At 68.2% G+C, this 23,583-nt stretch carries 20 protein-coding genes; 17 read left to right on the top strand and 3 right to left on the bottom strand.

Annotated features, from left to right (window positions below):
- Positions 1-27: 27 nt before the first annotated feature.
- Both ACYU7G_RS11585 and ACYU7G_RS11590 read right to left on the bottom strand, forming a co-directional pair.
- The gene (locus ACYU7G_RS11585; protein WP_461107955.1) at positions 28-1,737 is read right to left on the bottom strand and encodes a TM0106 family RecB-like putative nuclease; all 1,710 of its coding nucleotides are present in this window, start codon (positions 1,735-1,737) and stop codon (positions 28-30) included.
- Positions 1,737-2,432: a demethylmenaquinone methyltransferase gene (locus ACYU7G_RS11590; protein WP_461107957.1), complete on the bottom strand. Its 696-nt coding sequence runs from the start codon at positions 2,430-2,432 to the stop codon at positions 1,737-1,739. Before ACYU7G_RS11590 ends, ACYU7G_RS11585 begins: the two co-directional genes overlap by 1 nt.
- A 64-nt stretch (positions 2,433-2,496) precedes the next feature.
- Between ACYU7G_RS11590 and ACYU7G_RS11595 the strand changes: the two genes are divergently transcribed.
- The gene (locus tag ACYU7G_RS11595; protein WP_461107959.1) at positions 2,497-3,150 is read left to right on the top strand and encodes an ABC transporter ATP-binding protein; all 654 of its coding nucleotides are present in this window, start codon (positions 2,497-2,499) and stop codon (positions 3,148-3,150) included.
- On the top strand, positions 3,147-4,787 hold the full coding sequence (locus ACYU7G_RS11600) for a DUF6297 family protein (protein WP_461107961.1): 1,641 nt from the start codon (positions 3,147-3,149) through the stop codon (positions 4,785-4,787). Before ACYU7G_RS11595 ends, ACYU7G_RS11600 begins: the two co-directional genes overlap by 4 nt.
- Positions 4,788-5,284: 497 nt before the next feature.
- Here the strand turns inward: ACYU7G_RS11600 and ACYU7G_RS11605 are convergent, their stop codons facing one another.
- Entirely contained in the window at positions 5,285-6,541 is a 1,257-nt protein-coding gene (locus tag ACYU7G_RS11605; protein WP_461107963.1) for an isochorismate synthase, read from the bottom strand.
- 260 nt (positions 6,542-6,801) lie between these two features.
- On the opposite strand from ACYU7G_RS11605, the gene ACYU7G_RS11610 reads away from it, so the two are divergent.
- Genes ACYU7G_RS11610 through nuoN form a run of 15 tightly spaced genes read left to right on the top strand, consistent with a single transcriptional unit; the run spans position 6,802 to position 23,560 of the window.
- Positions 6,802-8,100, top strand: coding sequence for a geranylgeranyl reductase family protein (locus ACYU7G_RS11610; protein ID WP_461107965.1), 1,299 nt, complete (start codon positions 6,802-6,804; stop codon positions 8,098-8,100).
- Positions 8,101-8,127: 27 nt separating this feature from the next.
- Positions 8,128-8,487: an NADH-quinone oxidoreductase subunit A gene (locus tag ACYU7G_RS11615; RefSeq protein ID WP_461107967.1), complete on the top strand. Its 360-nt coding sequence runs from the start codon at positions 8,128-8,130 to the stop codon at positions 8,485-8,487.
- A 15-nt stretch (positions 8,488-8,502) separates the two neighbouring features.
- On the top strand, positions 8,503-9,057 hold the full coding sequence (locus ACYU7G_RS11620) for an NADH-quinone oxidoreductase subunit B (RefSeq protein WP_461107969.1): 555 nt from the start codon (positions 8,503-8,505) through the stop codon (positions 9,055-9,057).
- Positions 9,054-9,773, top strand: a complete 720-nt coding sequence (locus ACYU7G_RS11625; protein ID WP_461107971.1) for an NADH-quinone oxidoreductase subunit C — start codon at positions 9,054-9,056, stop codon at positions 9,771-9,773. Before ACYU7G_RS11620 ends, ACYU7G_RS11625 begins: the two co-directional genes overlap by 4 nt.
- Positions 9,770-11,122 (top strand): NADH-quinone oxidoreductase subunit D, encoded by a 1,353-nt coding sequence (locus tag ACYU7G_RS11630; RefSeq protein ID WP_461107973.1) that lies wholly within the window; start codon positions 9,770-9,772, stop codon positions 11,120-11,122. Before ACYU7G_RS11625 ends, ACYU7G_RS11630 begins: the two co-directional genes overlap by 4 nt.
- On the top strand, positions 11,119-11,862 hold the full coding sequence (gene nuoE / locus ACYU7G_RS11635) for an NADH-quinone oxidoreductase subunit NuoE (protein ID WP_461107975.1): 744 nt from the start codon (positions 11,119-11,121) through the stop codon (positions 11,860-11,862). Before ACYU7G_RS11630 ends, nuoE begins: the two co-directional genes overlap by 4 nt.
- A complete protein-coding gene (gene nuoF, locus ACYU7G_RS11640; protein WP_461107977.1) occupies positions 11,859-13,172 on the top strand; it encodes an NADH-quinone oxidoreductase subunit NuoF in 1,314 nt (437 codons plus the stop codon). Before nuoE ends, nuoF begins: the two co-directional genes overlap by 4 nt.
- Positions 13,169-15,580 carry an NADH-quinone oxidoreductase subunit G gene (locus tag ACYU7G_RS11645; protein ID WP_461107979.1) on the top strand — a complete coding sequence of 804 codons (2,412 nt, stop codon included), beginning with the start codon at positions 13,169-13,171 and terminating at the stop codon, positions 15,578-15,580. Before nuoF ends, ACYU7G_RS11645 begins: the two co-directional genes overlap by 4 nt.
- The gene (gene nuoH, locus ACYU7G_RS11650) at positions 15,577-16,875 is read left to right on the top strand and encodes an NADH-quinone oxidoreductase subunit NuoH (RefSeq protein WP_461107981.1); all 1,299 of its coding nucleotides are present in this window, start codon (positions 15,577-15,579) and stop codon (positions 16,873-16,875) included. Before ACYU7G_RS11645 ends, nuoH begins: the two co-directional genes overlap by 4 nt.
- Positions 16,875-17,426 (top strand): NADH-quinone oxidoreductase subunit NuoI, encoded by a 552-nt coding sequence (nuoI, locus tag ACYU7G_RS11655; RefSeq protein ID WP_461107983.1) that lies wholly within the window; start codon positions 16,875-16,877, stop codon positions 17,424-17,426. The genes nuoH and nuoI overlap by 1 nt, the downstream gene beginning before the upstream one ends.
- Positions 17,423-18,244, top strand: coding sequence for an NADH-quinone oxidoreductase subunit J (locus tag ACYU7G_RS11660; RefSeq protein WP_461107985.1), 822 nt, complete (start codon positions 17,423-17,425; stop codon positions 18,242-18,244). The genes nuoI and ACYU7G_RS11660 overlap by 4 nt, the downstream gene beginning before the upstream one ends.
- The gene (nuoK, locus tag ACYU7G_RS11665) at positions 18,241-18,540 is read left to right on the top strand and encodes an NADH-quinone oxidoreductase subunit NuoK (RefSeq protein WP_461107987.1); all 300 of its coding nucleotides are present in this window, start codon (positions 18,241-18,243) and stop codon (positions 18,538-18,540) included. Before ACYU7G_RS11660 ends, nuoK begins: the two co-directional genes overlap by 4 nt.
- Before the next feature lie 10 nt (positions 18,541-18,550).
- Entirely contained in the window at positions 18,551-20,458 is a 1,908-nt protein-coding gene (nuoL, locus tag ACYU7G_RS11670) for an NADH-quinone oxidoreductase subunit L (protein ID WP_461107989.1), read from the top strand.
- Between the two features lie 13 nt (positions 20,459-20,471).
- Positions 20,472-21,986, top strand: a complete 1,515-nt coding sequence (locus ACYU7G_RS11675; RefSeq protein ID WP_461107991.1) for an NADH-quinone oxidoreductase subunit M — start codon at positions 20,472-20,474, stop codon at positions 21,984-21,986.
- On the top strand, positions 21,986-23,560 hold the full coding sequence (gene nuoN / locus ACYU7G_RS11680; RefSeq protein WP_461107993.1) for an NADH-quinone oxidoreductase subunit NuoN: 1,575 nt from the start codon (positions 21,986-21,988) through the stop codon (positions 23,558-23,560). Before ACYU7G_RS11675 ends, nuoN begins: the two co-directional genes overlap by 1 nt.
- Positions 23,561-23,583: the final 23 nt, after the last annotated feature.

The following is a 23,583-nucleotide window of genomic DNA, read 5'->3' on the forward strand; positions in this document are numbered from 1 at the left end:
CGGTCTGATGCGGCAGGGTCCCGAGGCCTAGTCGGAGACGGTTTCGTCCATTCCGGTCAGCCACTGCCTGACCGCCCAGGTGGCGCGCACGTCGTCCTCGTTGTACTCCAGCACGCGGGTGCGGGCGGCGGCGCGTTCGGTGTCGCTGCCGCCGTTGACGGAGGCGGCGAACCAGGTCTGCGAGTTCAGGCCCCCGGCGTCGTCGTCGCGCCAGTTGAACCCGGCTCCCTTGCGGGCCACCACCTTCAGCCCGAGGCCGTCGACTCCGACGAAGTTGTCCCGCACGTGGCGGAACAGGTCCACGAAGTGGTCGCGTACCAGGTCACAGGCCGCCAGCAGGTCCGGGTGGTTGCTGCGCTCGGCCAGCCGGCGCAGGTGCACCGTCTCGTAGTCGCTGTAGTGGTAGACCAGCGCCCCGGGGTTGGAGGCGACGAAGTCCACCAGCCAGCGGGCGAACCGGGCCGCCAACCGGACCTCCTCGTCGCCGGACTGGTCGGTGAACGCGCTGAAGTGTTCGTAGTACTGCTCGCCCGTGCGACGGTCGGTGACCAGCACGCCCCACAGGTAGGTGACGTCGCGTTCGGCGGTCTCGATGTCCAGGTCGATCTCCACGTCGGCGCGGGGGACCGCGATGGGGTCTGCGGAGACCCGCTCCAACTCCACCCCCGCCGCCAGCATCCGTGCCCGCCTGGCCGCCGTCCGGAGGCGCTGCTCGGAGTGGTCGCGATGGGCCGTCAGGGGCAGGTACTGCGGCAGGATGGCGTCGACGTCGGCCTCCGCCAGTTCGGCGACGGTGCCGATGCCCAGTCCCATCAGCGTCTGCAGCTCCCTGACGTCCAGCGGGGTCTTGGAGATGCGCAGGGAGAGGTCGTCGTCGTCCATGCGGGGCCGGCACACCTCCCACCAGGCGCACCACTCGCACTCCTTGACGCGGATGGGACGCACCACCGGCTCCGGGTCGTCCACGCCGGTGCGCTTCATCGCCTGCTCGGCGACGTGCACCCGGAAGCCGTGCTCGTGGTCGTAGCGCTCCAGGGCGGAGCGCATCCGGTGGCCCGTGGGCGAGGTGCGGGAGAAGGTGCGCAGGAACCGGTGGTCCAGGCGCACCCACGCGATGGTGGCCTCATCCCCGGAGGCCGGCACCTTGTCCGTGCCCACGATCCCCGCCAGCAGGGTCCGCGAGGCGAAGCCCGAGGTCTCCAGCAGCCGCCACACGTGCGCCAGCTCCAGCAGGGCGGCCTGCCGGTAGGCGCGGTAGCGCAGGTCCGGCAGCACCTGCATGTCCCCGAGCGAGCCGATGTTGGAGTACTGCAGGTCCGTGCAACCCACCTGCCGCTCCAGCACCTTGTAGTTCTTGATGCGCAGCGGCCAGTAGCCGGGACGGCCGTCGGGGGTGTCGTCGCCGCGCACCAACACGTCGGCGCGTCCGCTCCGGTGCCCGGCCAGGTCCAAGGGCAGCACGCCGCCCACGATCACCGGCACGCCGTCGGAGAGCGCCTGCAGGGTGGAGGCCTCGAGCTCGGCCCAGTCGTCGGTGCCGAGCGAGCGCAGGTCCACGACGTCGGCGTCGTGCTCCACGATGCTCGCCAGCACCAGCTTGCGCTGGTCCTCGCCGCCCTGGAACGACTCGCGCAGGGAATGGTCCAGCGCGGGCTGCTGCAACGTCGGGTCGAAGTCGTTGAACGTTTTGACCGGACAGCTGCGGGCGGCGTAGGCGCCGAGGGTGAACTCTGCCATCAACGCTTCCACGCCCGATGGAGGGCGACGATGCCGCCCGTCAGGTTCTGCCACTCGACGTCGCGCCAGCCCGCCTCCACCATCAGGTCCGCCAGGCCCTGCTGGTCCGGCCACGCGATGATGGACTCGGCGAGGTAGCCGTAGGCCACCGGGTTGCTGGAGACCTTCGCAACCAGCGGCACCGCCCGCAGCGCCCCCTCCTCGTAGAGGAAGCGGAAGGCCCCGTTGCTGGGCGTGGAGAACTCGTTGACCACGATCCGGCCGCCCGGCTTCGTCACGCGATGCAGTTCCGCCAGCGCCTCGACGGTGCGCTCCACGTTGCGCAACCCGTAGGAGATGGTGACCGCGTCGAAGGACTCGTCCGCGTACGGCAGGTGCAGTGCGTCGCCGTTGACGAAGTCCAGCGCGGGCTGGTGAGCCTTGCCCACGCGCAGCATGCCCATCGACAGGTCCGTGGGGAACACGACGGCCCCGGCGTCGGCGAACGGCTTGGACGACTTGGCGGTGCCCGCGGCGAGGTCCAGGATCCGTTCCCCCGGACGGGGAGCGACGGCGGCGACGGTGGCCCGGCGCCAGGCGCGGTCCTGCCCGAACGAGAGGATGGTGTTGAGCAGGTCGTAACGCTCGGCGACCCCGTCGAACATGGCCGAGACCTCGGCCGTCTGCTTGTTGAGGTCCGCTCGCGTGTGCTGCATCCCATCACCCTATCGCCGCGCAACGACAGGTGCAGTTCGCAGGCATTCGACCCGATGGTGAACAATGGGGGCCGTGGCGAAGCGCGAAGTTGTCCTGACAGTCGAGAAGTTGAAGAAGGCCTACGGGCCCGTGACCATCGTGGAGGGGCTCGACCTCAAGGTCCACGCCGGCGAGGCGGTGGCCCTCACCGGCCGCAACGGTGCCGGCAAGTCCACGGTGCTGCGCTGCATCGTCGGTGCCGACAAGCCCGACGACGGCGCCGTCAAGGTGCTGGGCACCAAGATGAACGAGACCAACCCCGAGATCCGCAAGAATGTCGCCACCGTCATCGACGACCTCGACTTCTTCCCCGACCTGTCAGTGGTCGAACACCTGGACCTCCTCGCCCGCGCGCACGGCATCCACGAACCCGACGCGCTCGTCGACGAGGTGCTCGACGAGGTCCAGCTGGTGCCCCAGGCCTCCCAACTGCCCAACACCCTGTCCTCCGGGCAGCGCCGACGCCTCGCACTCGCGACGGCGTTCGTCCGGCCGCGGCGCCTGCTGGTGATGGACGAGCCCGAGCAGCGCCTCGACGTCGAGGGCATCGAATGGCTCGGCAACCGCCTGCGCGAGGAACTCGACGACGGGCTCGCGATCGTGCTCGCCAGCCACGAACCCGCCCTGCTCAAGGCCATCAACGCACGAGAGGTGCGTCTCGGGGAGCCGCGCGGATGAGTGCCACCGACGAGAAGTTCGGCGAGGTGGGCCAGGCCGACGAGAAGCAACTGAAGCTGCTGATGCGCGACTGGCGCCACGGCCGCGCCGACCGCAACCTCCTGCAGGCCCTCCAGGACGCCTACGTCATGGTCTTCGGTGTCGTGCTCATCGGCGCCATGCTGATCAGCTCCATCATCCAGGCCCAGCAGTCGGTCTCCGGCTGCGAGGCCGACTCCTGCCTGGCCGCGCGCGGCCTGCTGCCCTGGGCCGCCGTCGCAGCAGTCCTGGCATTCACGCTGGTCGCCTGCCGGATGTTCGGGCCGATCGTCGCCTCCGCGGCCGAGGGCTTCTGGCTGATGGACGCCGCAGTCGACCGGCGCAAGCTCCTGCGTGGCCGCCTGTTCGCCTCCCTCGCCGTCGCCTTCTTCGCCGGCGGGCTGTTCAGCGCCCTGATCGCCACCCTCACCGGATCCACGCTGCCCCACATCGGGATCTGGGCACTCGCCGGCGGACTCGGTGCGCTGGGCCTGACCGCCTTCGCCGCCGCCGAACAGGGCGTGGAGCGGCACTGGATCACCTCGACCCTGCAGTGGATCGTCGGCCTCGCCGCCGTCGCCACCCTGCTGGCCCTGGTGGGCATCGCCGCCGGCTGGCTGCCCGTCGCCGGACTGGAACAGCTCAGCGTCGAGTTCGCCTACCTCGTCGCCGGTGCGGGGCTGCTGCTCGGGCTCGTCTCCCTCGTCGTGGCCCACCACCGGCTGCGCAACATCCGCCGCCAGCGCCTGACCGCCGGCAGTTCCCTGATCGCCGGCATGCAGGGTGCCGCCTTCGCGCTGGACTTCGCCCTCGTGCGCGACATCCTCGTCGAGCACAAGGCCAAGCAGAAGGGCCACGTCCGCGCCACCCGTGGCGCCGGCCAGGGGACCACGGCCCTCATCATGCGCGACGTGCAGCGGCTGTGGCGCAACCCCATGCCCCTGGTGGTGTGGCTCGGCTCAATGGTGGTGCCCTACGCCGTCCAGGCCCTCGGCATCTCCCAGCTGAACCCGCCCATCTCCGCGCTCGTGCTGATGACGGCACTGATCCCGTTCATGAACTCACTGCGCGTGCTCACCCGCACCAAGGGCCTGCAGCGCGCCTTCCCGTTCTCGCCTTCGCAGATCAAGACCGCCGTGATCGTCGTGCCCGCCGTGCTGGCACTGATCTGGGGGATCGCCACCACACCCGCCTTCCTGGGGGCCCTCGGCGGCGAGCAGCTCGACGTCGTCGCCGGCATCACCGCCGCCCTGATCACCGCCATCGCCGGCCTGCTGGCCGCCATCCGCTGGATGAGCGCCAAGCCCGCCGACTACGGCGGCCCCATCGTCGCCATCGGCGTCGGCGCCATGCCGCCCGGGATGCTGTTCTCCATGCTCCGCGGCATCGACATGGTGGCCCTGGTCACCCTGCCCATCGTGTTCGGACTGCCCGCCTGGGTGTCCCTGCTGATCGCCGCCATCGCGTTCGCCATCCTGCGCTCCGGGTTCGACAAGGACCAGATGATGGAGCAGCAGGAGGAGCAGCGCAAACTCCTCGAGGAGGAGAAGGCGCGCCGTGCCGGGCGTTCCACCGGGAACACCACCAAGATCAAGGTGCAGCGGTCTCAGAAGAAGTAGTCGGGTTCGCGCGGACGGAGCGGGGCGCGGACGGAGCGGGGGCGGCCGGAGCGGGGGCGGCCGGAGCGGAAGCCGGGTTCAGGCGCCGTTGGTGTCGGACTGTGCGTGCGCTCAGACTGTGGGGTTCCCCCGATTCAAGCGTTTTTGGGCGCCTGAACCCGGCTTCCGCTCCGGCCGCGGCGGTGCTGGACGCTACCTGTATCGCAGACGCTACCTTTGTCGCTCGACGCTACCGGTATCGCTCAACGCTACCCCTGTAGAGGTAGCGTCGACAGCTAGCGGTAGCGTCCACAGCCAGAGGTAGCGTTCCGCCCGACCCGGCCACGCAGGGAGCCAGGGCCCCGACGTTGCGGACCCGACCGTTCAGGCTGGGGGCCGTACGGGTCTCCGAGAGCCTAAGAACGTTTGAAGCCCGGGTGAAAGACCACGACCAAACGCCCGGAGTCTGGAGCCAACGGCTCTCGGAGACCCGTACGGCCCCCAGCCTTGGAGAAGTCCTACTCCGACAACCCCAACGCTTGCAGCATCGGCAGCAGCTTGGCGTTGGTCTCGGCGATCTCGGCGTCGGGGTCGGAGTCGGCGACGACGCCGGCACCGGCGAACAGGTGGATCTCACGGGGGTCGTTGCGCAGGATCTGGCCGCCGCGCAGGGCAAGGGCCCATTCGCCGTCGCCGCGGGCGTCGACCCAGCCGATGGGGCCCGCATAGCGGCCGCGGTCCATGGACTCGAGCTCGCCGATCACCTCGCGGGCGAGGAACGTGGGCGTGCCGCAGACGGCGGCGCTCGGGTGCAGGGCGGCGGCCAGGGCGAGGGAACTGGTGTCGGGGTCGGTGACGCCGGTGATGTCGGTGGCCAGGTGCAGGACGTTGGGCAGGGGCAGCACGGACGGCGACTCGGGCACGTTCATGGCCGAGCAGAAGGGCTCGAGGGCGTGGGCGATGGACTCGACGGCGAACTCGTGCTCGGAGATGTCCTTGCGGGAGCGCGCCAGGTCCGCCGCGCGGGCGAGGGGATCGGTGTGGTCCGGGTCCAGGGAGATGGTGCCGGCCAGCACCCGCGACGTCGCGAGCCCGCCCTGGCGTCGGATCAGGAGCTCGGGAGTGGCGCCCACCAGGCCGTCGACCATGTAGGCCCAGGTGGTGGGGTAGCGGTTGAGGAGGCGGTTCAGGATGGTGCGGCCGTCGATCGGCGCCGCGGAGCGGGCGCGGACCTTGCGGGCCAGCACCACCTTGCTCACCTCGTCGGCGTGGATGAGGCCGACGACCTCCGCGACGATGCGGCCCCAGTCCTCAGGGGGCACGGGGCCGTCGTCGAGCTGGACGTCCGTGGGTGGGACCAGGGCCTCGCCGACGTCGGGGAGTTCGTAGTCCATCTTGCCGCCGGTGAGCTTGGTCATCCAGAACTGGCCGGCGCGACGGCCGATGATCACCCTCGGCACGATCAGGACAGAGCGCTCCTCGGAGGCGTCGGGGTCGAAGGTGAAGGAGCCGACTGCCAGCGGGCCGGTGCCGTAGGCGCCGGGCAGCTCGGAGTCGTGGTCGATGTAGGAGGCCACCTCGTTCCACCACACGTCGGCGGCGTCGGGGTAGTCGGTCTCGAAGCGGTCCACCTCGCCGATGGTGATGATCCCCTCGCCCTTGCGGATGAACGCGGTGGAAGGGCCGTTCAGGGGCAGGAAGCGCTGCAGCGGGCCCGGGTCGTCGATGGCGACGGTGGTGGCGCGCAGACGGTTGCTCCCTGATTCCAGAATCACCCACCAGACATTAGCCGAGCGCAATGAGTGCCTGCTAACCCACTCCTCGATTGGGGGCGGCCGGTTCTGGCGGACTTCTTGACGAAAGCCCGCGCACAACGCATTTTCGCAACGAATGTGTACTTGAAATGATCCGCGAAATGCCTAGTCAGAATGAAATGACAGGCGGAATGCCCCCGGTTGGAGGTTTGCGGATTTGAAGCCCTAGACTGACCCCCGAAACCCTCTGGGTGAGGGTAGTGTCGAGCCAGGAGTAGCCCATGCAGAACGCCAAGCCAAGCAGTGGCATGGCGGCCACCGGAGGGACTGAGGCCGACGTCATCGTCGTCGGCGCCGGCCCCGGCGGATCCTCGACCGCGGCAAACCTCGCGCGCCGCGGTCTTTCCGTGCTCCTCCTCGAGAAGAGCCACTTCCCGCGTGAGAAGGTGTGCGGCGACGGCCTGACCCCGCGCGCCACCCGTGCGTTGACCCGGCTGGGCATCGACACGTCGCAGGAGGCGGGCTGGCTCCACAACAAGGGCCTGCGCATCTACGGCGGCCGCACCGAACCCTTCGTGCTCGACTGGCCGGACCTGACCGACTTCCCGCCCTACGGCGTCGTGCGCCAGCGCGCAGACTTCGACGACATGCTCGCGCAGCATGCCGTGTCCTACGGGGCCGAGCTGGTGCAGGGCGCCAACGTCAACGAGGCCATCATCGACGACCGCTCCGGCAGGATCGTCGGCGTGCGCACCAAGGACGGCACCAGCTACCGGGCGCCACTGGTGGTGGCCGCCGACGGCAACTCCTCGCGCCTGGCCATCTCCATGGGCCTCACCAAGCGCGACGACCGCCCCATGGGCGTGGCCGTGCGCACCTACTACAAGTCGCCCCGCCACGACGACGACTACCTCGAGTCCTGGCTGGAACTGTGGGACGGCGAACCGCACAAGTCGACGCTGATGCCCGGCTACGGCTGGGTGTTCGGCATGGGTGACGGCACCTCCAACGTCGGCCTCGGCGTGCTCAACACGTCCAAGGGATTTGGCAAAACCGACTACCGAGCCCTCCTGAAGCGCTGGCTGGACAACACCCCGGAGGAGTGGGGCTTCCGCGACGAGAACATGATCGGCAAGGTGCAGGGCGCCGCGCTGCCGATGGCGTTCAACCGCAAGCCCCACTACGGCCGTGGCCTCCTGCTGGTCGGCGACTCCGGCGGCATGGTCAACCCCTTCAACGGGGAGGGCATCGCCTACGCCATGGAAGCGGCGGAGGCGGCTGCCGACGCGATTGCCGAGGCCCACGCGCGCGGCATCGGGACGGCGTCGGCGGAGAAGGCGCTGCGCGGCTACCCGGCCCGCCTCAGCGCCGAACTGGGCGGCTACTACCGCCTCGGCACCATCTTCGTGAAGCTCATCGGGGACCCGAGGATCATGCATTTGTGCACGACTTATGGGCTACCTCGCAAAACTCTCATGCGATTCGTGATGAAGTTGTTGGCGAACCTCACGGACAAGCGCGACGGAGACGCGATGGACCGGATCATCAACGCTCTGTGCAAGGTGGCGCCGTCGGCATGATCGTGAACTGGAAGGGAAGGCACTGACGTGAACCTGTACATCCCAATCGTGGGCATGGTGGTCCTGGCCACCGTGTTCGTGCTGGTGGCGATTGTCCTCAGTCTCAACGTCGGGCCCGCGCGGTACAACAAGGCCAAGTTCGACTCCTACGAGTGTGGCATCCAGGCCACGCCGCAGCCCATCGGTGGCGGCCGGTTCCCGGTGAAGTACTACATCACCGCGATGCTGTTCATCATCTTCGACATCGAGATCGTCTTCCTGTACCCGTGGGCGGTCGCTTACAACCAACTGGGCACATTCGCCGTGGTGGAGATGGTCATCTTCGTGATCACGGTCCTCATCGCATACTTCTACGTCCTGCGCCGCAACGGCCTGGACTGGGAATGACAAGGAAGATCTGACATGGGAATCGAAGACAAGCTGCCCAGTGGCATCCTGCTGACCACCATCGAGGGTGTTGCCGGCTGGATGCGTCAGGCATCGTTCTGGCCCGTGACCATGGGTCTTGCCTGTTGTGCGATCGAGATGATGGCCTTCGGGACCCCGCGCTACGACTCGGGCCGCTGGGGCCAGGAGGTCTTCCGCGCCTCGCCGCGCTCCGCCGACCTCATGATCGTCTCCGGCCGCGTCAGCCAGAAGATGGCACCGGTCATCCGCCAGATCTACGACCAGATGCCCAACCCGAAGTGGGTCATCTCCATGGGCGCCTGCGCCAGCTCCGGCGGCATGTTCAACAACTACGCCGTCATCCAGGGCTGTGACCACTTCCTGCCCGTGGACATGTACGTGCCGGGCTGCCCGCCGCGCCCCGACATGCTGATCGACGCCATCTTCAAGCTGCGCCAGCAGGTGCAGCGCACGCCCATGGGCGCCAATGCCGTCAAGGCCGTCGAGGAGAACGAGCAGCTGGCCCTGGCCGCGCCCGCCACCCACGAGATGAAGGGGCTCATGCGATGAGCGAGGACAACCTCCCGAAGCGCGCCGAGGGTGGCCTTCCCGAGTCCCAGGGCGAGGAGCTGACGGCTCCGGCGCACAAGGCGTTCGCAGTCACCAAGGGCATGTGGTCCCGCGGGACCGGGGACACCTCCGGCTACGGCGGCATGACCCGCACACTGCAGATGCCAGGCGAGTCCGAGCCGCCCTTCGAGGACGACGCCGCCGACGCCATCTTCAACCGCGCCCTCGAGGTGGTGCCCGCCCTGCGCGGCACCCGCGTCCTCTACGACCGCGGAGAGCTGACCATCTACGTGGACCGTGCCGAGCTGCCCGCCGTGGTGAAGGCCTTCCGCGACGACGCGTTCCTGCGCTTCGAGATCTGCATGTCCGTCTCAGGCGTGCACTACCCGGAGGAGACCGGCGCCGAACTGCACGCCGTCTACCACCTGATCTCCATCACCCACAACCGTCGCGTGCGCCTCGAGGTCACCTGCCCCGAAGCGGACCCGCACATCCCCTCCGTGGTGGCCACCTACCCGATGGCCGACTGGCACGAGCGCGAGACCTGGGACCTGTTCGGCATCCAGTTCGACGGCCACCCGGCCCTGACGCGCATCCTGATGCCCGACGACTGGGAGGGGCACCCCCAGCGCAAGGACTATCCGCTGGGTGGCGTCGACGTCGAGTACAAGGGCGCAAGGGTTCCCGCCCCCGACAACCGGAGGACTTACTCATGAGCAGCACGCATGCGGCCACCGAGGACATCTTCGCCTCGCCGGGTGAAGCCACCGCGGACCGGGTGTACCTGGCGCAGGGCGGCGACTGGGCCGACATCGCAGGAGAGCACGCGGAGCGCGGCGACGAGACCATCGTCGTCAACATGGGCCCCCAGCACCCCTCAACGCACGGCGTCCTCCGCCTGATCATGGAGATGGACGGCGAGACCGTCGTCTCCTGCCGCCCAGGCATCGGCTTCCTGCACACCGGCATCGAGAAGAACATGGAGTACCGGACGTGGACCCAGGGGGTCACGTTCTGCACCCGCATGGACTACGTCGCGCCGCTGTTCAACGAGGCCGTCTACTGCCTCGGCGTCGAGAAGCTCCTCGGCATCACCGACGACATCCCCGAGCGCGCGAACATCATCCGCGTGCTGGTGATGGAGCTCAACCGGATCGCCTCCCACCTGGTTGCCATGGGCACCGGCGGCATGGAGATCGGCGCCCTCACCATGATGACCATCGCATTCCGTGAGCGCGAGATGATCCTCGACTTCCTCGAGGGCATCTCCGGCCTGCGCATGAACCACGCGTTCATCCGTCCAGGTGGCGTCGCCAACGACCTGCCCGAGGGCGGCCTGGACCACCTGCGCACCATCGTCGCGTGGCTCAAGAAGCACCTGCCGGAGTACGCGGCGTTCTGCAACGAGAACCCCATCTTCAAGCTCCGCATGAAGGACATCGGCAAGCTCAACCTCGCCCAGTGCATGTCCATGGGTGTCACCGGCCCGCGCCTGCGCGGCACCGGATTCGAGTGGGACCTGCGCAAGGTGCAGCCCTACTGCGGCTACGAGACCTACGACTTCGACGTCATCACGTGGGAGGGCGACGACTCCTACGCCGCGTTCCGGATCCGTCTGGACGAGTGCTGGGAGTCGCTCAAGATCGTCGAGCAGTGCATGGAGCGCCTCGAGAAGACCCAGGGCCAGCCCATCATGGTGGCCGACGCCAAGATCGCGTGGCCCGCGTCGCTCTCCCTCGGTCCCGACGGCCAGGGCAACAGCAACGAGCACATCAAGCACATCATGGGTGAGTCCATGGAGGCGCTGATCCACCACTTCAAGCTCGTCACCGAGGGCTTCAAGGTGCCGGTGGGGCAGGTCTACCAGGCCATCGAGTCCCCGAAGGGCGAGCTGGGGGTGCACCTCGTCTCCGACGGCGGCACCCGCCCCTACCGGGCCCACTTCCGGGACCCCGGGTTCAACCATCTGCAGTCGATGTCCATGCTCACCGAGGGCGGCATGATGTCCGACGTCGTCGTCTCCCTCGCGAGCCTCGACCCAGTTCTTGGAGGTGTGGACCGATGAGCGGCCACTTCGTCAGCGACTTCCCCGATTCCGGGGCGGTCGACTACTCGGACCAGTCGACCAGCATCGACGAGACCACGATCGCCGAGCTGCGCGAGCTCGCCGGCCGCTACCCGCAGGCCCGTTCCGCGCTGCTGCCGATGCTGCACCTGGTGCAGTCCGTCGACGGCCGCGTCAGCCCGTACGGCATCGAGGTCTGCGCCGACATCCTCGGCATCTCCACGGCCCAGGTCTCCGGCGTGGCCACCTTCTACACGATGTACAAGCGCCGCCCGGCTGGGAAGCACCACGTGGGCGTCTGCACCACCGCACTGTGCGCGGTCATGGGCGGCGACATCCTGCTGGAGCGCGCCAAGCAGCGCCTCGGCATCGACGAGGGCCAGACCACCGCCGACGGCCAGGTCTCCCTCGAACGCCTCGAGTGCAACGCGGCGTGCGACTTCGCCCCCGTGGTGATGGTCAACTGGGAGTACTTCGACAACATGTCGCCGGAGACCACCGACGCGCTGCTCGACGCCCTCATGAACGACGAGGAGGTCTCCTCCCCGCGAGGCGCGACCCTCACCTCGTGGAAGGCCGCCGAGCGCGTGCTGGCAGGCTTCCCCGACGGCCGCGCCGACGAGGGCCCCTCCGCCGGGCCGGCCTCCCTGGTCGGTCTGGAGGTCGCCCGTGAGAACGACTGGCGCGCACCCGACCCGAACAACCTGCCGCAGCCCGCGGCCGAGGAGGAGGCGAAGTGACCGACCTGCTCACCCCGGTCCTCTCGGAGCACTGGGGCACCGAGAACTCCTGGAAGCTCTCCAGGTACGAGGCCACCGGTGGCTACCGTGCCCTGCGCAAGGCCATCGACATGCAGCCGGCCGACGTCATCTCGCTGGTGAAGGAGGCCAACCTCCGCGGTCGCGGTGGCGCAGGCTTCCCCACCGGCATGAAGTGGTCCTTCGTGCCGCAGGACAACCCGAACCCGAAGTACCTCGTGGTCAACGCCGACGAGTCGGAGCCGGGCACCTGCAAGGACATGCCGCTCATGATGGCGTCCCCCCACACGCTGGTGGAGGGCGTCATCATCTCGGCGTTCGCGATCAGCGCCCACACCGCGTTCATCTACTGCCGCGGCGAGGTGCTGCACATCATCCGTCGCCTCCAGCAGGCCGTTCGCGAGGCCTACGCCGCCGGCTACCTGGGCAAGAACATCCTCGGCACCGGCTACGACCTGGACATCATCGTCCACGCCGGTGCCGGCGCCTACATCTGCGGCGAGGAGACGGCGCTGCTCGACTCCCTCGAGGGCCGACGCGGCCAGCCCCGCCTGCGTCCGCCGTTCCCCGCCGTCGCGGGCCTGTACGCGTCCCCGACGGTGGTCAACAACGTCGAGTCCATCGCGTCGGTCCCGTCGATCGTCGACAAGGGCGCGGCCTGGTTCCAGGCCATGGGCACCGAGAAGTCCAAGGGCTACACGCTCTACTCGCTTTCCGGGCACGTCAGGCGTCCCGGCCAGTTCGAGGCGCCGCTCGGCATCACCCTGCGCCAGCTGATCGAGCTCGGCGGCGGCATCCGCGAGGGCCACCAGCTCAAGTTCTTCACCCCGGGCGGCTCGTCCACCCCCATCCTGACCGACGAGCACCTGGACCTGCCGCTCGACTACGAGGGCATGGCCGGGGCCGGCTCGATGCTGGGCACCAAGGCACTCCAGATCTTCGACGAGACCACCTCGGTGGTCCGCACGACGCTGCGTTGGGTCGAGTTCTACAAGCACGAGTCCTGCGGCAAGTGCACCCCCTGCCGTGAGGGCACCTGGTGGCTGGTCCAGCTGCTGATGCGCTTCGAGGCGGGAACCGCCGAGGAGGGCGACATCGAGAAGATGCTCGACGCCTGTGACAACATCGGGGGCCGCTCGTTCTGCGCGCTGGCCGACGGTGCGGTTGCCGCCGTCACGAGTGCGGTCAAGTACTTCCGCCACGAGTTCGAGCAGGGCTACCACACGCCCGCATGGGAGCTGTTCCCGTACGAGAAGAGTGCAGTGTTCGCAACGGAAGGAGCCGCGAAGTGAGCGTCGACGCCAAGACCGCCGCGAATGAGGTCGAGCCGGCACCCAAGCTGGTCACCCTCACCATCGACGGCACCGAGGTCAGCGTTCCCGAGGGCACCCTGATCATCCGTGCCGCGGAGATGGTGGGCACCAACATCCCGCGCTTCTGCGACCACCCGCTGCTCGACCCCGTCGGCGCCTGCCGCCAGTGCATGGTGGAGATCCCGGACGCGGGCAACGGCCGTGGCTTCCCGAAGCCGCAGGCCTCCTGCACCATGCCGGTGGCCGAGGGCATGAAGGTGAACACGCAGGTCACCTCGCCGGTGGCGGAGAAGGCCCAGCGGGGCATGATGGAGTTCCTCCTCATCAACCACCCGCTGGACTGCCCGATCTGTGACAAGGGCGGCGAGTGCCCCCTGCAGAACCAGTCGCTCAGCCACGGCGCGGGGGAGTCCCGCTTCGGCATGGCCAAGCGCACGTTCCCCAAGCCCATCAACATCTCCGCGCAGATCCTCCTGGACCGTGAGCGCTGCATCCTGTGCGCGCGCTGCACCCGGTTCTCCGACGAGATCTCCGGTGACCCGTTCATCGCACTGGTCGAGCGCGGAGCGCTGCAGCAGGTCGGCTTCTACGAGCAGGACCCGTACGACTCCTACTTCTCCGGCAACGTGGTGCAGATCTGCCCCGTGGGTGCGCTCACCTCGGCGGCCTACCGGTTCCAGTCCCGCCCCTTCGACCTGGTCTCCACGACGACATCGTGCGAGCACTGCGCCAGCGGCTGCGAACTGCGCGCCGACCACCGGCACCACCAGATCAAGCGCCGCCTCGCCGGGGACGACCCGGAGGTCAACGAGGAGTGGAGCTGTGACAAGGGCCGCTTCGGCTTCATGTACGGCCGCGGCGAGGACCGCATCACCCGCCCCCTCGTCCGTCGCGACGGTGTCCTCCAGGCCGCCAGCTGGCCCGAGGCGATCGACGCCGCGGTTGAGGGACTGCAGGCTGCCGGGAACTCCGTCGGCGTCCAGACCGGTGGTCGACTGACGCTGGAGAACGCCTACGCCTACTCCCGCTTCGCACGCAGCGTGCTCGGTACCAACAACATCGACTTCCGCTCCCGTCCGCACTCCGACGAGGAAGCCGAGTTCATCGCCAGCCGCGTCGCCGGACGCATGCTCGCGGACTCTGTGAAGAACCTCGACCTCGAGAAGGCCAAGCACGTCGTGCTGGTGGCCTTCGAGCCGGAGGACGAGTCCCCCATCATCTTCCTGAGGCTGCGCAAGGCGAACCGCAAGACCGGTCTCAAGGTCACGACGCTGGCCCCCTTCTCCAGCCGCGGCAGCGACAAGCTGAACGCAGAACTGGTGCAGGTTGCCCCCGGCGGTGAGGTGGCGGCGCTCGAGGCGCTGCAGCTCGACGCCGGTTCGGTGATCCTGGTGGGGGAGCGCGCCGGCACGCTGCCGGGCCTGCTCTCGGCCGTCGCCGCCAAGGCCGACGCCACGGGTGCCCGCCTGGCGTGGGTCCCGCGCCGTGCCGGTGACATGGGTGCGATCGAGGCCGGGTGCCTGCCCAACCTCCTGCCCGCGGGACGCCCGCTGGGCGACGCCGCGGCCCGCGTCGACATCTCCTCGGCATGGGGCGGGGCGCCGATCTCCGCCGATGCCGGGCTCTCGGCCACCGAGCAGTTCGCTGCAGCCGCCTCGGGCAACCTGAAGGCACTCGTGCTCGCGGGCGTCGACCCGGCGGACCTGGCCGACCCGGCCGCTGCGCTGGCCGGACTCGAGCAGGCCGACTTCGTCGTCAGCATCGAGCAGCGCCAGAGCGCAGTGACCGAGCGTGCCAACGTCGTGTTCCCCGCCGCGCTGGTGGAGGAACAGGCGGGCCACTTCATCAACTGGGAGCACCGTGAGCGCCCCGTCGCCCTGGTGAACCGGGCAACCCGGACCCCCATGACGGACCTGCGGATCATCGCGGCCCTCTCCGATGCGCTGGGCTCCGACCTCGGTTTCCGGACGCCCGCAGAGGCCTACGCCGATCTCGCGGAACTCGGGGTCTGGGACGGCTCCCGCCCGGGCGATCCCAACGTCGCCGACGCCGGGGTACCGGAGGGTCACGTCGTGTCCTCGTGGCGCGAGTTGCTGGACGCCTCCAGCGGCAACGACCACGAACTGGCACTGCGCGCCACGGCACGCCCCGCCGTCGTGCGCGTCTCGCCGGCCACGGCCTCGCAGCTCGGTCTGGGCGACGTCGCTTCCGTCTCCGTGGGAGAATCGAAGGTCGAACTCGCGGTCATGGTGACCAACAGCATGGCCGACAACGTGGTCTGGGTCCCTGCCAACCCGGGTGTGGGCAGCGGCGACAGGCTACCCGCGGTTGCGGGCAGCCCGGTCACCATCCAGGCAGTCAACGCTGACGAAGGAGATCAGGCATGAACAACGTGTTCTTCCAGGACCCTTGGTGGTTGATCCTTATCAAGGTGGTCGCACTCTTCGTGATCCTGCTCGTGTGGACGATCTTCAACGTCTGGTACGAGCGTCGGCTCGTGGCGAAGATGCAGCACCGTCTGGGCCCCATCATGAACGGTCCGTTCGGCCTCGGACAGGCGCTGGCCGACGGCACCAAGCTGATCTTCAAGGAGGACTTCCGGCCGGCCGGCACGGACCGGTTGGTGTTCAACCTCGGCCCGCTGCTCACCGGCGTGGCCGCCTTCACCACGTGGACCGTCATCCCGTTCGGCGGTGAGGTGGAGATCTTCGGCCACACCACGCGCCTGCAGGTCACGGACCTGCCGGTGGCCGTGCTGTTCATCATCGCCATCGCCTCCGTCGGCATCTACGGCATCGTGCTGGCCGGCTGGGCGTCCAACAACACCTACTCGTTCCTCGGCGCCATCCGCTCCTCGGCGCAGATGATCTCCTACGAAATCGCGATGGGCCTGTCGATCGTCGGCGTGTTCCTGCTGTCGGGCTCCATGTCCACCCACGCCATCGTGGAGGCGCAGTCCAACCCGATCATCTTCCGCGTCCCCTTCACCGAGATGCAGTTCGACGTCGGCATCGCCGGTTGGTACGCCGTCCTGCTGCTGCCCTCGTTCATCATCTACGGCATCTCGATGGTGGGCGAGACGAACCGCGCCCCCTTCGACCTGCCCGAGTGCGAGTCGGAGCTGGTTTCCGGCTACATGACCGAGTACTCCGGCTTCCGCTATGCCATGTACTTCCTTGCGGAGTACATCAACATGGCGACGGTCTCCGCCGTCGCCGTCACGCTGTTCCTGGGCGGCTACCTGCCGCCGTGGCCGCTCAACCTGATCCCGGGAATCGACAACCCGTGGTTCGGGCCGATCTTCTTCATCATCAAGGTCCAGCTCGTGTTCTCGATCTTCGTGTGGCTGCGCGGCACCCTGCCCCGCTTCCGCTACGACCACTTCATGGACCTCGGCTGGAAGATCCTGATCCCGGTCTCGATCCTGTGGATCGTCATGATCGCACTGGCGCCGCAGTACACCATCGGCCTGGCCGTGGCCCTGCTGGCGATCCTGATCGCGTTCAGCGGACGCACCGACGCCGAGGAGAAGGAAGAGATCGACACCGACGAACCCTTCGACGCCTTCGCCGGCGGTTATCCGGTGCCGCCACGTCCTGGGCAGGTGCTGCCCGAACTGGCCGGCGTCGTCACGGTTCCCGCAGGTGTCGGCGACGACGAAACGCAAGGGGAGGAGAACTGATGGGAATCTTCGATCCGTGGGCCGGATTCGGTGTCACGTTCAACACCATGTTCCGCAAGACCTTCACGCAGGGCTACCCGCAGAAGGGCAAGGAAAAGGTCACCATGCCCCGCTTCCACGGGCGTCACCAGCTGAACCGCTGGCCCGACGGCCTGGAGAAGTGCGTCGGCTGTGAGCTGTGCGCCTGGGCCTGTCCCGCAGACGCGATCTACGTCGAGGGTGCCGACAACACCGAGGACCAGCGGTTCTCCCCGGGCGAGCGCTACGGCCACGTCTACCAGATCAACTACCTGCGTTGTATCTTCTGCGGGTACTGCATCGAGGCCTGCCCGACGCGTGCACTGACCATGACCAACGAGTTCAAGCTCGCCGACGACAACCGTCGCGACCTGATCTACACCAAGGACGAGCTGCTCGCGCCGCTCATCTCGGGCATGGAGCAGCCGCCGCACCCGCGTCGACTGGGCGACAGCGAGAAGGCATACTTCCTCGGGCTGCCCGAGACCGGCCAGCCCGACACCCGCACCCCTGCCCAAGGAGCCGCCAAATGACCTCCTTCGTCCCACTGGTGAGCGCCGGTGAGGTTGCCTTCTGGATCTGCGGCCCGATCGCGATCCTGCTGGCAGTGGGCATGGTGATGATGCGCAAGGCGGTGCACAGCGCCATCTGCCTGGCCGGGGTGATGCTCTCCCTGGCCGTCATGTACGCCGCCCAGGACGCACCGTTCCTGTTCGTCATCCAGATCATCGTCTACACCGGCGCGATCCTGATGCTGTTCCTGTTCGTCGTCATGCTCGTCGGCGTCGACACCTCCGACTCGGTGGTGGAGACGCTGAAGGGCCACCGCGTGGCCTCGTTCCTGGCCGTCATCGGCCTCGGGGTCCTCGTGATCATGGCCATCGGGCAGGGCGTGTTCCAGGGTGAGCCCGCGGGCCTGGCAGCCGCCAATGAGGAGTTCGGGGGCAACCTCGAGGGCCTCGCCGCGCTGCTGTTCTCCCGTTACGTGTTCGCGTTCGAGGCCACCGCGGCCCTGCTGATCACCGCCGCCGTCGGCGCCATGGTCCTCGCCCACGGCGAGCGGCTGAAGGCGAAGAAGTCGCAGGTGGTCCAGGCCCAGGAGCGGATGGAGGCCTACGCCGCCGAGGGCAAGCACCCCGGCGTGCTGCCGAACTCGGGCGTCTACGCCCGCTTCAACGCCATCCATGCGCCGGCACTGCTGCCCGACGGCAGCATCGCCGAGGCGTCGGTCTCCGACACGCTCACCGCACGCGGTGCGATCGTGGCGGTCGACCAACTGCGCGCCCCCGCCGACGAGGCCTTCAAGGCCATCGAGCGGGTCCACTCCGATGCTGAGGGAGAAAGCCAGTGAGCAGCGAACCGTACCTCGTGGTCTCGGCGATCCTCTTCGCCCTCGGCGTCCTCGGGTTCCTCGTGCGCCGCAACGCGATCATCGCGTTCATGAGCGTCGAGCTGATGCTGAACTCGGTCAACCTGTCCCTGGTGACGTTCTCCCGGCAGCACGGCAACCTCGACGGCCAGGTGGGCACCTTCTTCGTGATGGTGGTCGCCGCTGCCGAGGTCGTGGTGGGGCTGGCGATCATCGTCGCCGTCTACCGCGCCCGCCGATCGGCCTCCGTCGACGACGCCAACCTGCTGAAGTTCTGAGGGGCCAAGCGTGCATCTCCTTGAAATCGTAAACGCCGTCCCGGCCAGCGGGCTGTTCAGCCTCGCCTGGCTGCTGATCGCGATCCCACTGGCCTCCGCGGCCCTGCTGCTCGTCCTCGGGCGCTACTCGGACAAGTGGGGCCACCTCCTCGGCACCGCCGCACCCATCGCGTCGTTCGTGATCGGCCTGGCCCTGTTCGGCCAGATGCTGTCCGCCGACGAGGGCTCGCGCGCCGTGTCCGTCCCGCTGTTCGAGTGGATCTCGACCGGCTCCTGGAGCGTGAACGTCGGTCTGCTGGTGGACCAGCTGTCGATCCTGTTCGTGCTGCTGATCACCGGTGTCGGATCGCTGATCCACATCTACTCGATCGGCTACATGGCCCACGACGAGAGGCGCCGTCGCTTCTTCGCGTACCTGAACCTTTTCGTGGCCGCGATGCTGCTGCTGGTGCTGGCCGACAACTACCTCGTGCTGTTCGTCGGCTGGGAGGGCGTCGGTGTGGCGTCCTACCTGCTGATCAGCTTCTGGCAGCACCGGCCCTCGGCCGCGGCCGCCGGCCAGAAGGCGTTCGTCGTCAACCGCGTCGGTGACCTGGGCATGGCGATGGCAATCTTCACGATGCTGTCCTGGTTCGGCTCCAGCGCGTTCGCCGACGTCAACGCCGGCGCCGCGGAACTGACGCCCTTCTGGGCGACGCTGCTCGGCCTGCTCCTGCTGCTCGGCGCCTGCGGCAAGTCCGCACAGGTGCCGCTGCAGTCCTGGCTGCTGGACGCCATGGAGGGTCCCACCCCGGTGTCCGCCCTCATCCACGCGGCGACGATGGTCACCGCCGGCGTCTACCTCGTGGTCCGCTCCAACGTGATCTACTCCCAGAGCGAGATCGCGCTCACGGCCGTCGCCATCGTCGGCACCGTGACGTTGCTGGCCGGTGCCTGGATCGGTTCCAGCAAGGACGACATCAAGAAGGTCCTCGCCGGCTCCACCATGTCCCAGATCGGCTACATGATGCTGGCCGCGGGCCTCGGCCCGGTCGGTGCCGCGTTCGCGATCTTCCACCTGATCACGCACGGCTTCTTCAAGGCCAACATGTTCCTCGGCGCCGGTTCCGTGATGCACGGCATGAACGACGACGTGGACATGCGCCACTACGGTGCGCTGTCCAAGGCGATGCGGGTGACCTTCATCACCTTCGCGTGTGGCTTCCTCGCCATCATCGGCTTCCCGTTCACCTCCGGCTTCTACTCCAAGGACCACATCATCGAGGCAGCCTTCGGGCAGAACGTCGTCCTCGGGGTGCTGGCGCTCATCGGTGCCGGTGTGACCGCGTACTACATGACGCGCCTGATGGTGATGACCTTCTTCGGCAGCAAGCGCTGGGACGACGACGTGCACCCGCACGAGTCCCCGCTGGTGATGACGGTGCCACTGGTCATCCTCGCCATCGCCTCACTCGGCGCCGGTCTCGCGATGAACGGCTGGATCCAGGGCTGGCTCGCGCCGGCCACCGGCCACGAGGTGCACAACACCCCGCTCGTCCACTTCACCCCCATCGGCCTGCTCACCCTCGGCGTGGTCGTCGTCGGCGTGGTCATCGGCTGGTTCCTGCACCGGGGCGAGATCCCCAGGCAGCAGCCCCGCACGAAGAACCCGCTGGTGATCGCCGGCCGCGCGGACCTGTTCGGGGACGCGTTCAACGAGCACGCACTCATCCGGCCCACCCGCGGCCTCACGAAGGGCATCGGGGCGATCGACCGCGGTGTCGTCGACGGGCTGACGATGGGCTCAGCCTCCCTCGCAGGCGGCCTCTCGGCCTGGCTGCGGACGGCCCAGAACGGTTACGTTCGCACCTATGGCCTGACGTTGGTCATCGGAGTCGTGGCCCTCGCGGCCATCGTGTTCTTCGGACAGCTGGTCTGAGGAGGAAGGCACAATGATCAACTCGATTCCCCTGCTGACCATCCTGGCGCTCCTGCCACTGGTGGGTGCCCTGGTCCTCCTGCTCCTGAAGGGAACCACCGGCAAGCTCGTGGGCCTCGGCTTCGCGCTGACCACGACGATCCTCGGTGTGGTCGCCTTCGTCCTGTCTTTGGGCAGCCCGCTCGTCGAGAACGTGGAGTGGATCGCCGCCATCGGCGCCTACTACTCGCTCGAACTCGACGGCCTCAGTGGCGTGCTGGTGCTGCTCACGGTGATCCTCGTGCCGGTCGTCATGATCGCCGAATGGAACATCGACGAGACGCCCGACGCCCGCTGGAGCGGCCGCACCTACTTCTCGCTCGCCCTGATGATGCAGACCTTCGCGCTGTACGTCTTCATGGCCGGTGACCTGCTGCTGTTCTACATCCTGTTCGAGGCCACCCTGATCCCGATGTACTTCCTCATCGGTGGCTGGGGCGGCGCGAAGCGCAGCGCGGCCGCGATGAAGTTCCTGCTCGTGTCGCTGGCCGGCGGCCTCGTGATGCTCGTGGGCGTCGCGGGCGTCTACGCCGTCGGCGCTGCACAGGGCCAGGTCAGCTTCCTCCTGTCCGACCTGCAGCAGATCGACTTCAGCGGCACCGTCGGCAACTGGCTGTTCGTCGCGTTCTTCTTCGCCTTCGCACTGAAGGCGCCGCTGGTGGGCCTGCACACCTGGCTGCCCGACGCCGCCGAGCAGGCCCGCGCCGGCACCTCCGCGCTGCTGATCGGCATCCTGGACAAGATCGGCGCCTTCGGGATGATCAAGATCTGCCTGATGGTGTTCCCCGAGGCCAGCCAGTGGGCCACCCCCGTGGTGCTGGTGTGGGCGATCGTGTCCATGATCTACGGCGCCCTGATGGCGTTCGGCACCAAGGACCTGCTGCGGTTCGTGTCCTACACCTCCATCAGCCACTTCGGCTTCATGGTCTTCGGCGTCTTCGCCATGACCACCCAGTCGCTGACCGGAACCATCTTCTACATGCTGGCCCACGGCCTGTCGGGCGCCGCCCTGTTCCTGGTGGTCGGCTTCCTGGTCCAGCGTCGCGGGACGGCGGAGGTCTCCGCCTTCGGCGGCGTGCAGAAGGTGGCCCCGGTGCTCGCCGGCTTCCTCCTGGTGGCCGGACTGGCGACGCTGTCCCTGCCGGGTCTGGCGAACTTCGTCAGCGAGTTCCTCGTGATGGCCGGCGCCTGGCAGCGTTACCCGATCCACACGGCCGTGATCACCATCGGCATGGTGCTCGCCGCCGTCTACGTCCTGAGCATGTACCGCCGCACCATGACGGGCCCCGTGACCAAGGCCACCGAGGAGCACATCACCACCGACCTCACCTCGCGTGAGCGGGCGGCAGTGGTGCCCCTGCTGGTGCTGCTGCTGGTGTTCGGCTTCTTCCCGAAGCCGATCCTCGACGTCGTCGACGATGCAGCCACCGCTGTGATGTCCGTCGCCGGGGTGCAGGACCCGGCCCCGCAGATTGAGGAAGGCAACTGATGAGCACGATCCTTGAGATCACTGCGCCGACACTGGAATGGCTTCAGCTGTCTCCGCTGCTGGTGCTCCTGGGCGCGGGCGCCCTGGGCGTCCTCGTCGAGGCCTTCGTCCCACGCACCGCGCGCTACGCCATCCAGGTCTTCATCGCGGCCATCGCCGTGATCGTGGCCCTGGGCCTGACCATCAACAACTGGGTCGCGGGCGAGAACGTGATCGGCGCCATGGGCTCGGTGGTCATCGACGGACCCACGCACGTCTTCTGGGCGATGCTGCTGGTCTTCGGGCTCGGGGGAGTGGCGCTGTTCGCCGAACGCGGCGTTGGCGGCGGCCAGTCCGCCTTCGCGGCCTCCGCCGCCACCGTGCCGGGCTCGCCGCTCGAGCGTGAGGCCGAGCGCCTCAAGCGCGAGCACACCGAGATCTTCCCGCTGCTGCTGTTCGCCCTGTTCGGCATGCTGCTGTTCGTGTCCTCGAACGACCTGCTGATCCTGTTCGTGGCGCTGGAGATCCTGTCGCTGCCGCTGTACCTGCTCTCCGGCATGGCCCGTCGCCGTCGCCTCCTGAGCCAGGAGGCCGCGCTGAAGTACTTCCTGCTCGGCGCGTTCGCATCCGGCTTCTTCCTGTTCGGTGCGGCCCTGCTCTACGGCTACTCCGGCAGCTTCGAGCTGGGGGCCATCGCCGACGCCATCACCGAGGGCACCGGCAGCAACCTGCTGCTGCTCGGGGGCATCGTCCTGCTGGCCGTGGGCATCCTGTTCAAGATCGGCGCGGTGCCGTTCCACGCCTGGACCCCCGACGTCTACGTGGGCGCGCCCACCCCGGTCACCGGGTTCATGGCCATCGCCACCAAGACCGCCGCCGTCGGTGCGCTGCTACGCCTGTTCTACGTCGCGCTCGGCGCCGCCCGTTGGGACTGGCAGCCGATCCTGACCGCCGTCGCCATCGCCACGATGCTCGTCGGCTCCGTGGTGGCCCTGGTGCAGACCGACGTCAAGCGGCTGCTGGCCTACTCCTCGATCGCGCACGCCGGCTTCATCCTCGTGGGTGCCGTCGGCGTGGTGGCCGCGGGCGAGGACGTCTCGCTCAACAGTGTCGGGTCCATCGCGTTCTACCTGCTGGCCTACGGCTTCGCGACGCTCGGCGCCTTCGCCATCGTCACGATGGTGCGCCGCTCCGGCGGCGAGGCCAACAACCTGAACGCCTGGCGCGGTCTCGGCAAGGACCACCCCGTGGTCGCGACTGTGATGACGCTGTTCCTGCTCAGCTTCGCCGGCATCCCGCCGACGGCCGGGTTCGTCGGCAAGCTCGCGGTGTTCGCGTCCGCATGGGCCGGTGGCTACGGTTGGCTCGTCTTCCTGGCAGTGGTGTTCAGCCTGGTCGCGGCGTTCCTGTACCTGAAGATCGTCGTCGCCATGTGGTTCCAGGACCCGGTGGAGGGTGAGGCCGCCGAGGTGGCCATCCCGTCGTTGTGGACCTGGGGAGTGGTCGTGGTGGCGCTGTTGGCTACCATCGTCCTCGGAATCCTGCCCGGCGGGCTGCTCGAACTGTTCAACGGCGCCGCCGAGTTCATCCGCTGACCCCACGGGTCGGCATTCGAGGA

It is taken from the genome of Tessaracoccus terricola (assembly GCF_054776555.1).

Excerpts from the sequence above, each read along its gene's own strand:
- ACYU7G_RS11590 (WP_461107957.1), bottom strand. The coding sequence starts at position 2,432 with ATGCAGCACACGCGAGCGGACCTCAACAAGCAGACGGCCGAGGTCTCG.
- ACYU7G_RS11610 (WP_461107965.1), top strand. The coding sequence starts at position 6,802 with ATGCAGAACGCCAAGCCAAGCAGTGGCATGGCGGCCACCGGAGGGACT.
- ACYU7G_RS11660 (WP_461107985.1), top strand. The coding sequence starts at position 17,423 with ATGACCTCCTTCGTCCCACTGGTGAGCGCCGGTGAGGTTGCCTTCTGG.
- nuoI (WP_461107983.1), top strand. The coding sequence starts at position 16,875 with ATGGGAATCTTCGATCCGTGGGCCGGATTCGGTGTCACGTTCAACACC.
- ACYU7G_RS11585 (WP_461107955.1), bottom strand. The coding sequence starts at position 1,737 with ATGGCAGAGTTCACCCTCGGCGCCTACGCCGCCCGCAGCTGTCCGGTC.
- nuoH (WP_461107981.1), top strand. The coding sequence starts at position 15,577 with ATGAACAACGTGTTCTTCCAGGACCCTTGGTGGTTGATCCTTATCAAG.
- ACYU7G_RS11595 (WP_461107959.1), top strand. The coding sequence starts at position 2,497 with ATGGGGGCCGTGGCGAAGCGCGAAGTTGTCCTGACAGTCGAGAAGTTG.
- nuoE (WP_461107975.1), top strand. The coding sequence starts at position 11,119 with ATGAGCGGCCACTTCGTCAGCGACTTCCCCGATTCCGGGGCGGTCGAC.
- ACYU7G_RS11630 (WP_461107973.1), top strand. The coding sequence starts at position 9,770 with ATGAGCAGCACGCATGCGGCCACCGAGGACATCTTCGCCTCGCCGGGT.
- ACYU7G_RS11625 (WP_461107971.1), top strand. The coding sequence starts at position 9,054 with ATGAGCGAGGACAACCTCCCGAAGCGCGCCGAGGGTGGCCTTCCCGAG.
- nuoN (WP_461107993.1), top strand. The coding sequence starts at position 21,986 with ATGAGCACGATCCTTGAGATCACTGCGCCGACACTGGAATGGCTTCAG.
- ACYU7G_RS11600 (WP_461107961.1), top strand. The coding sequence starts at position 3,147 with ATGAGTGCCACCGACGAGAAGTTCGGCGAGGTGGGCCAGGCCGACGAG.
- ACYU7G_RS11675 (WP_461107991.1), top strand. The coding sequence starts at position 20,472 with ATGATCAACTCGATTCCCCTGCTGACCATCCTGGCGCTCCTGCCACTG.
- ACYU7G_RS11620 (WP_461107969.1), top strand. The coding sequence starts at position 8,503 with ATGGGAATCGAAGACAAGCTGCCCAGTGGCATCCTGCTGACCACCATC.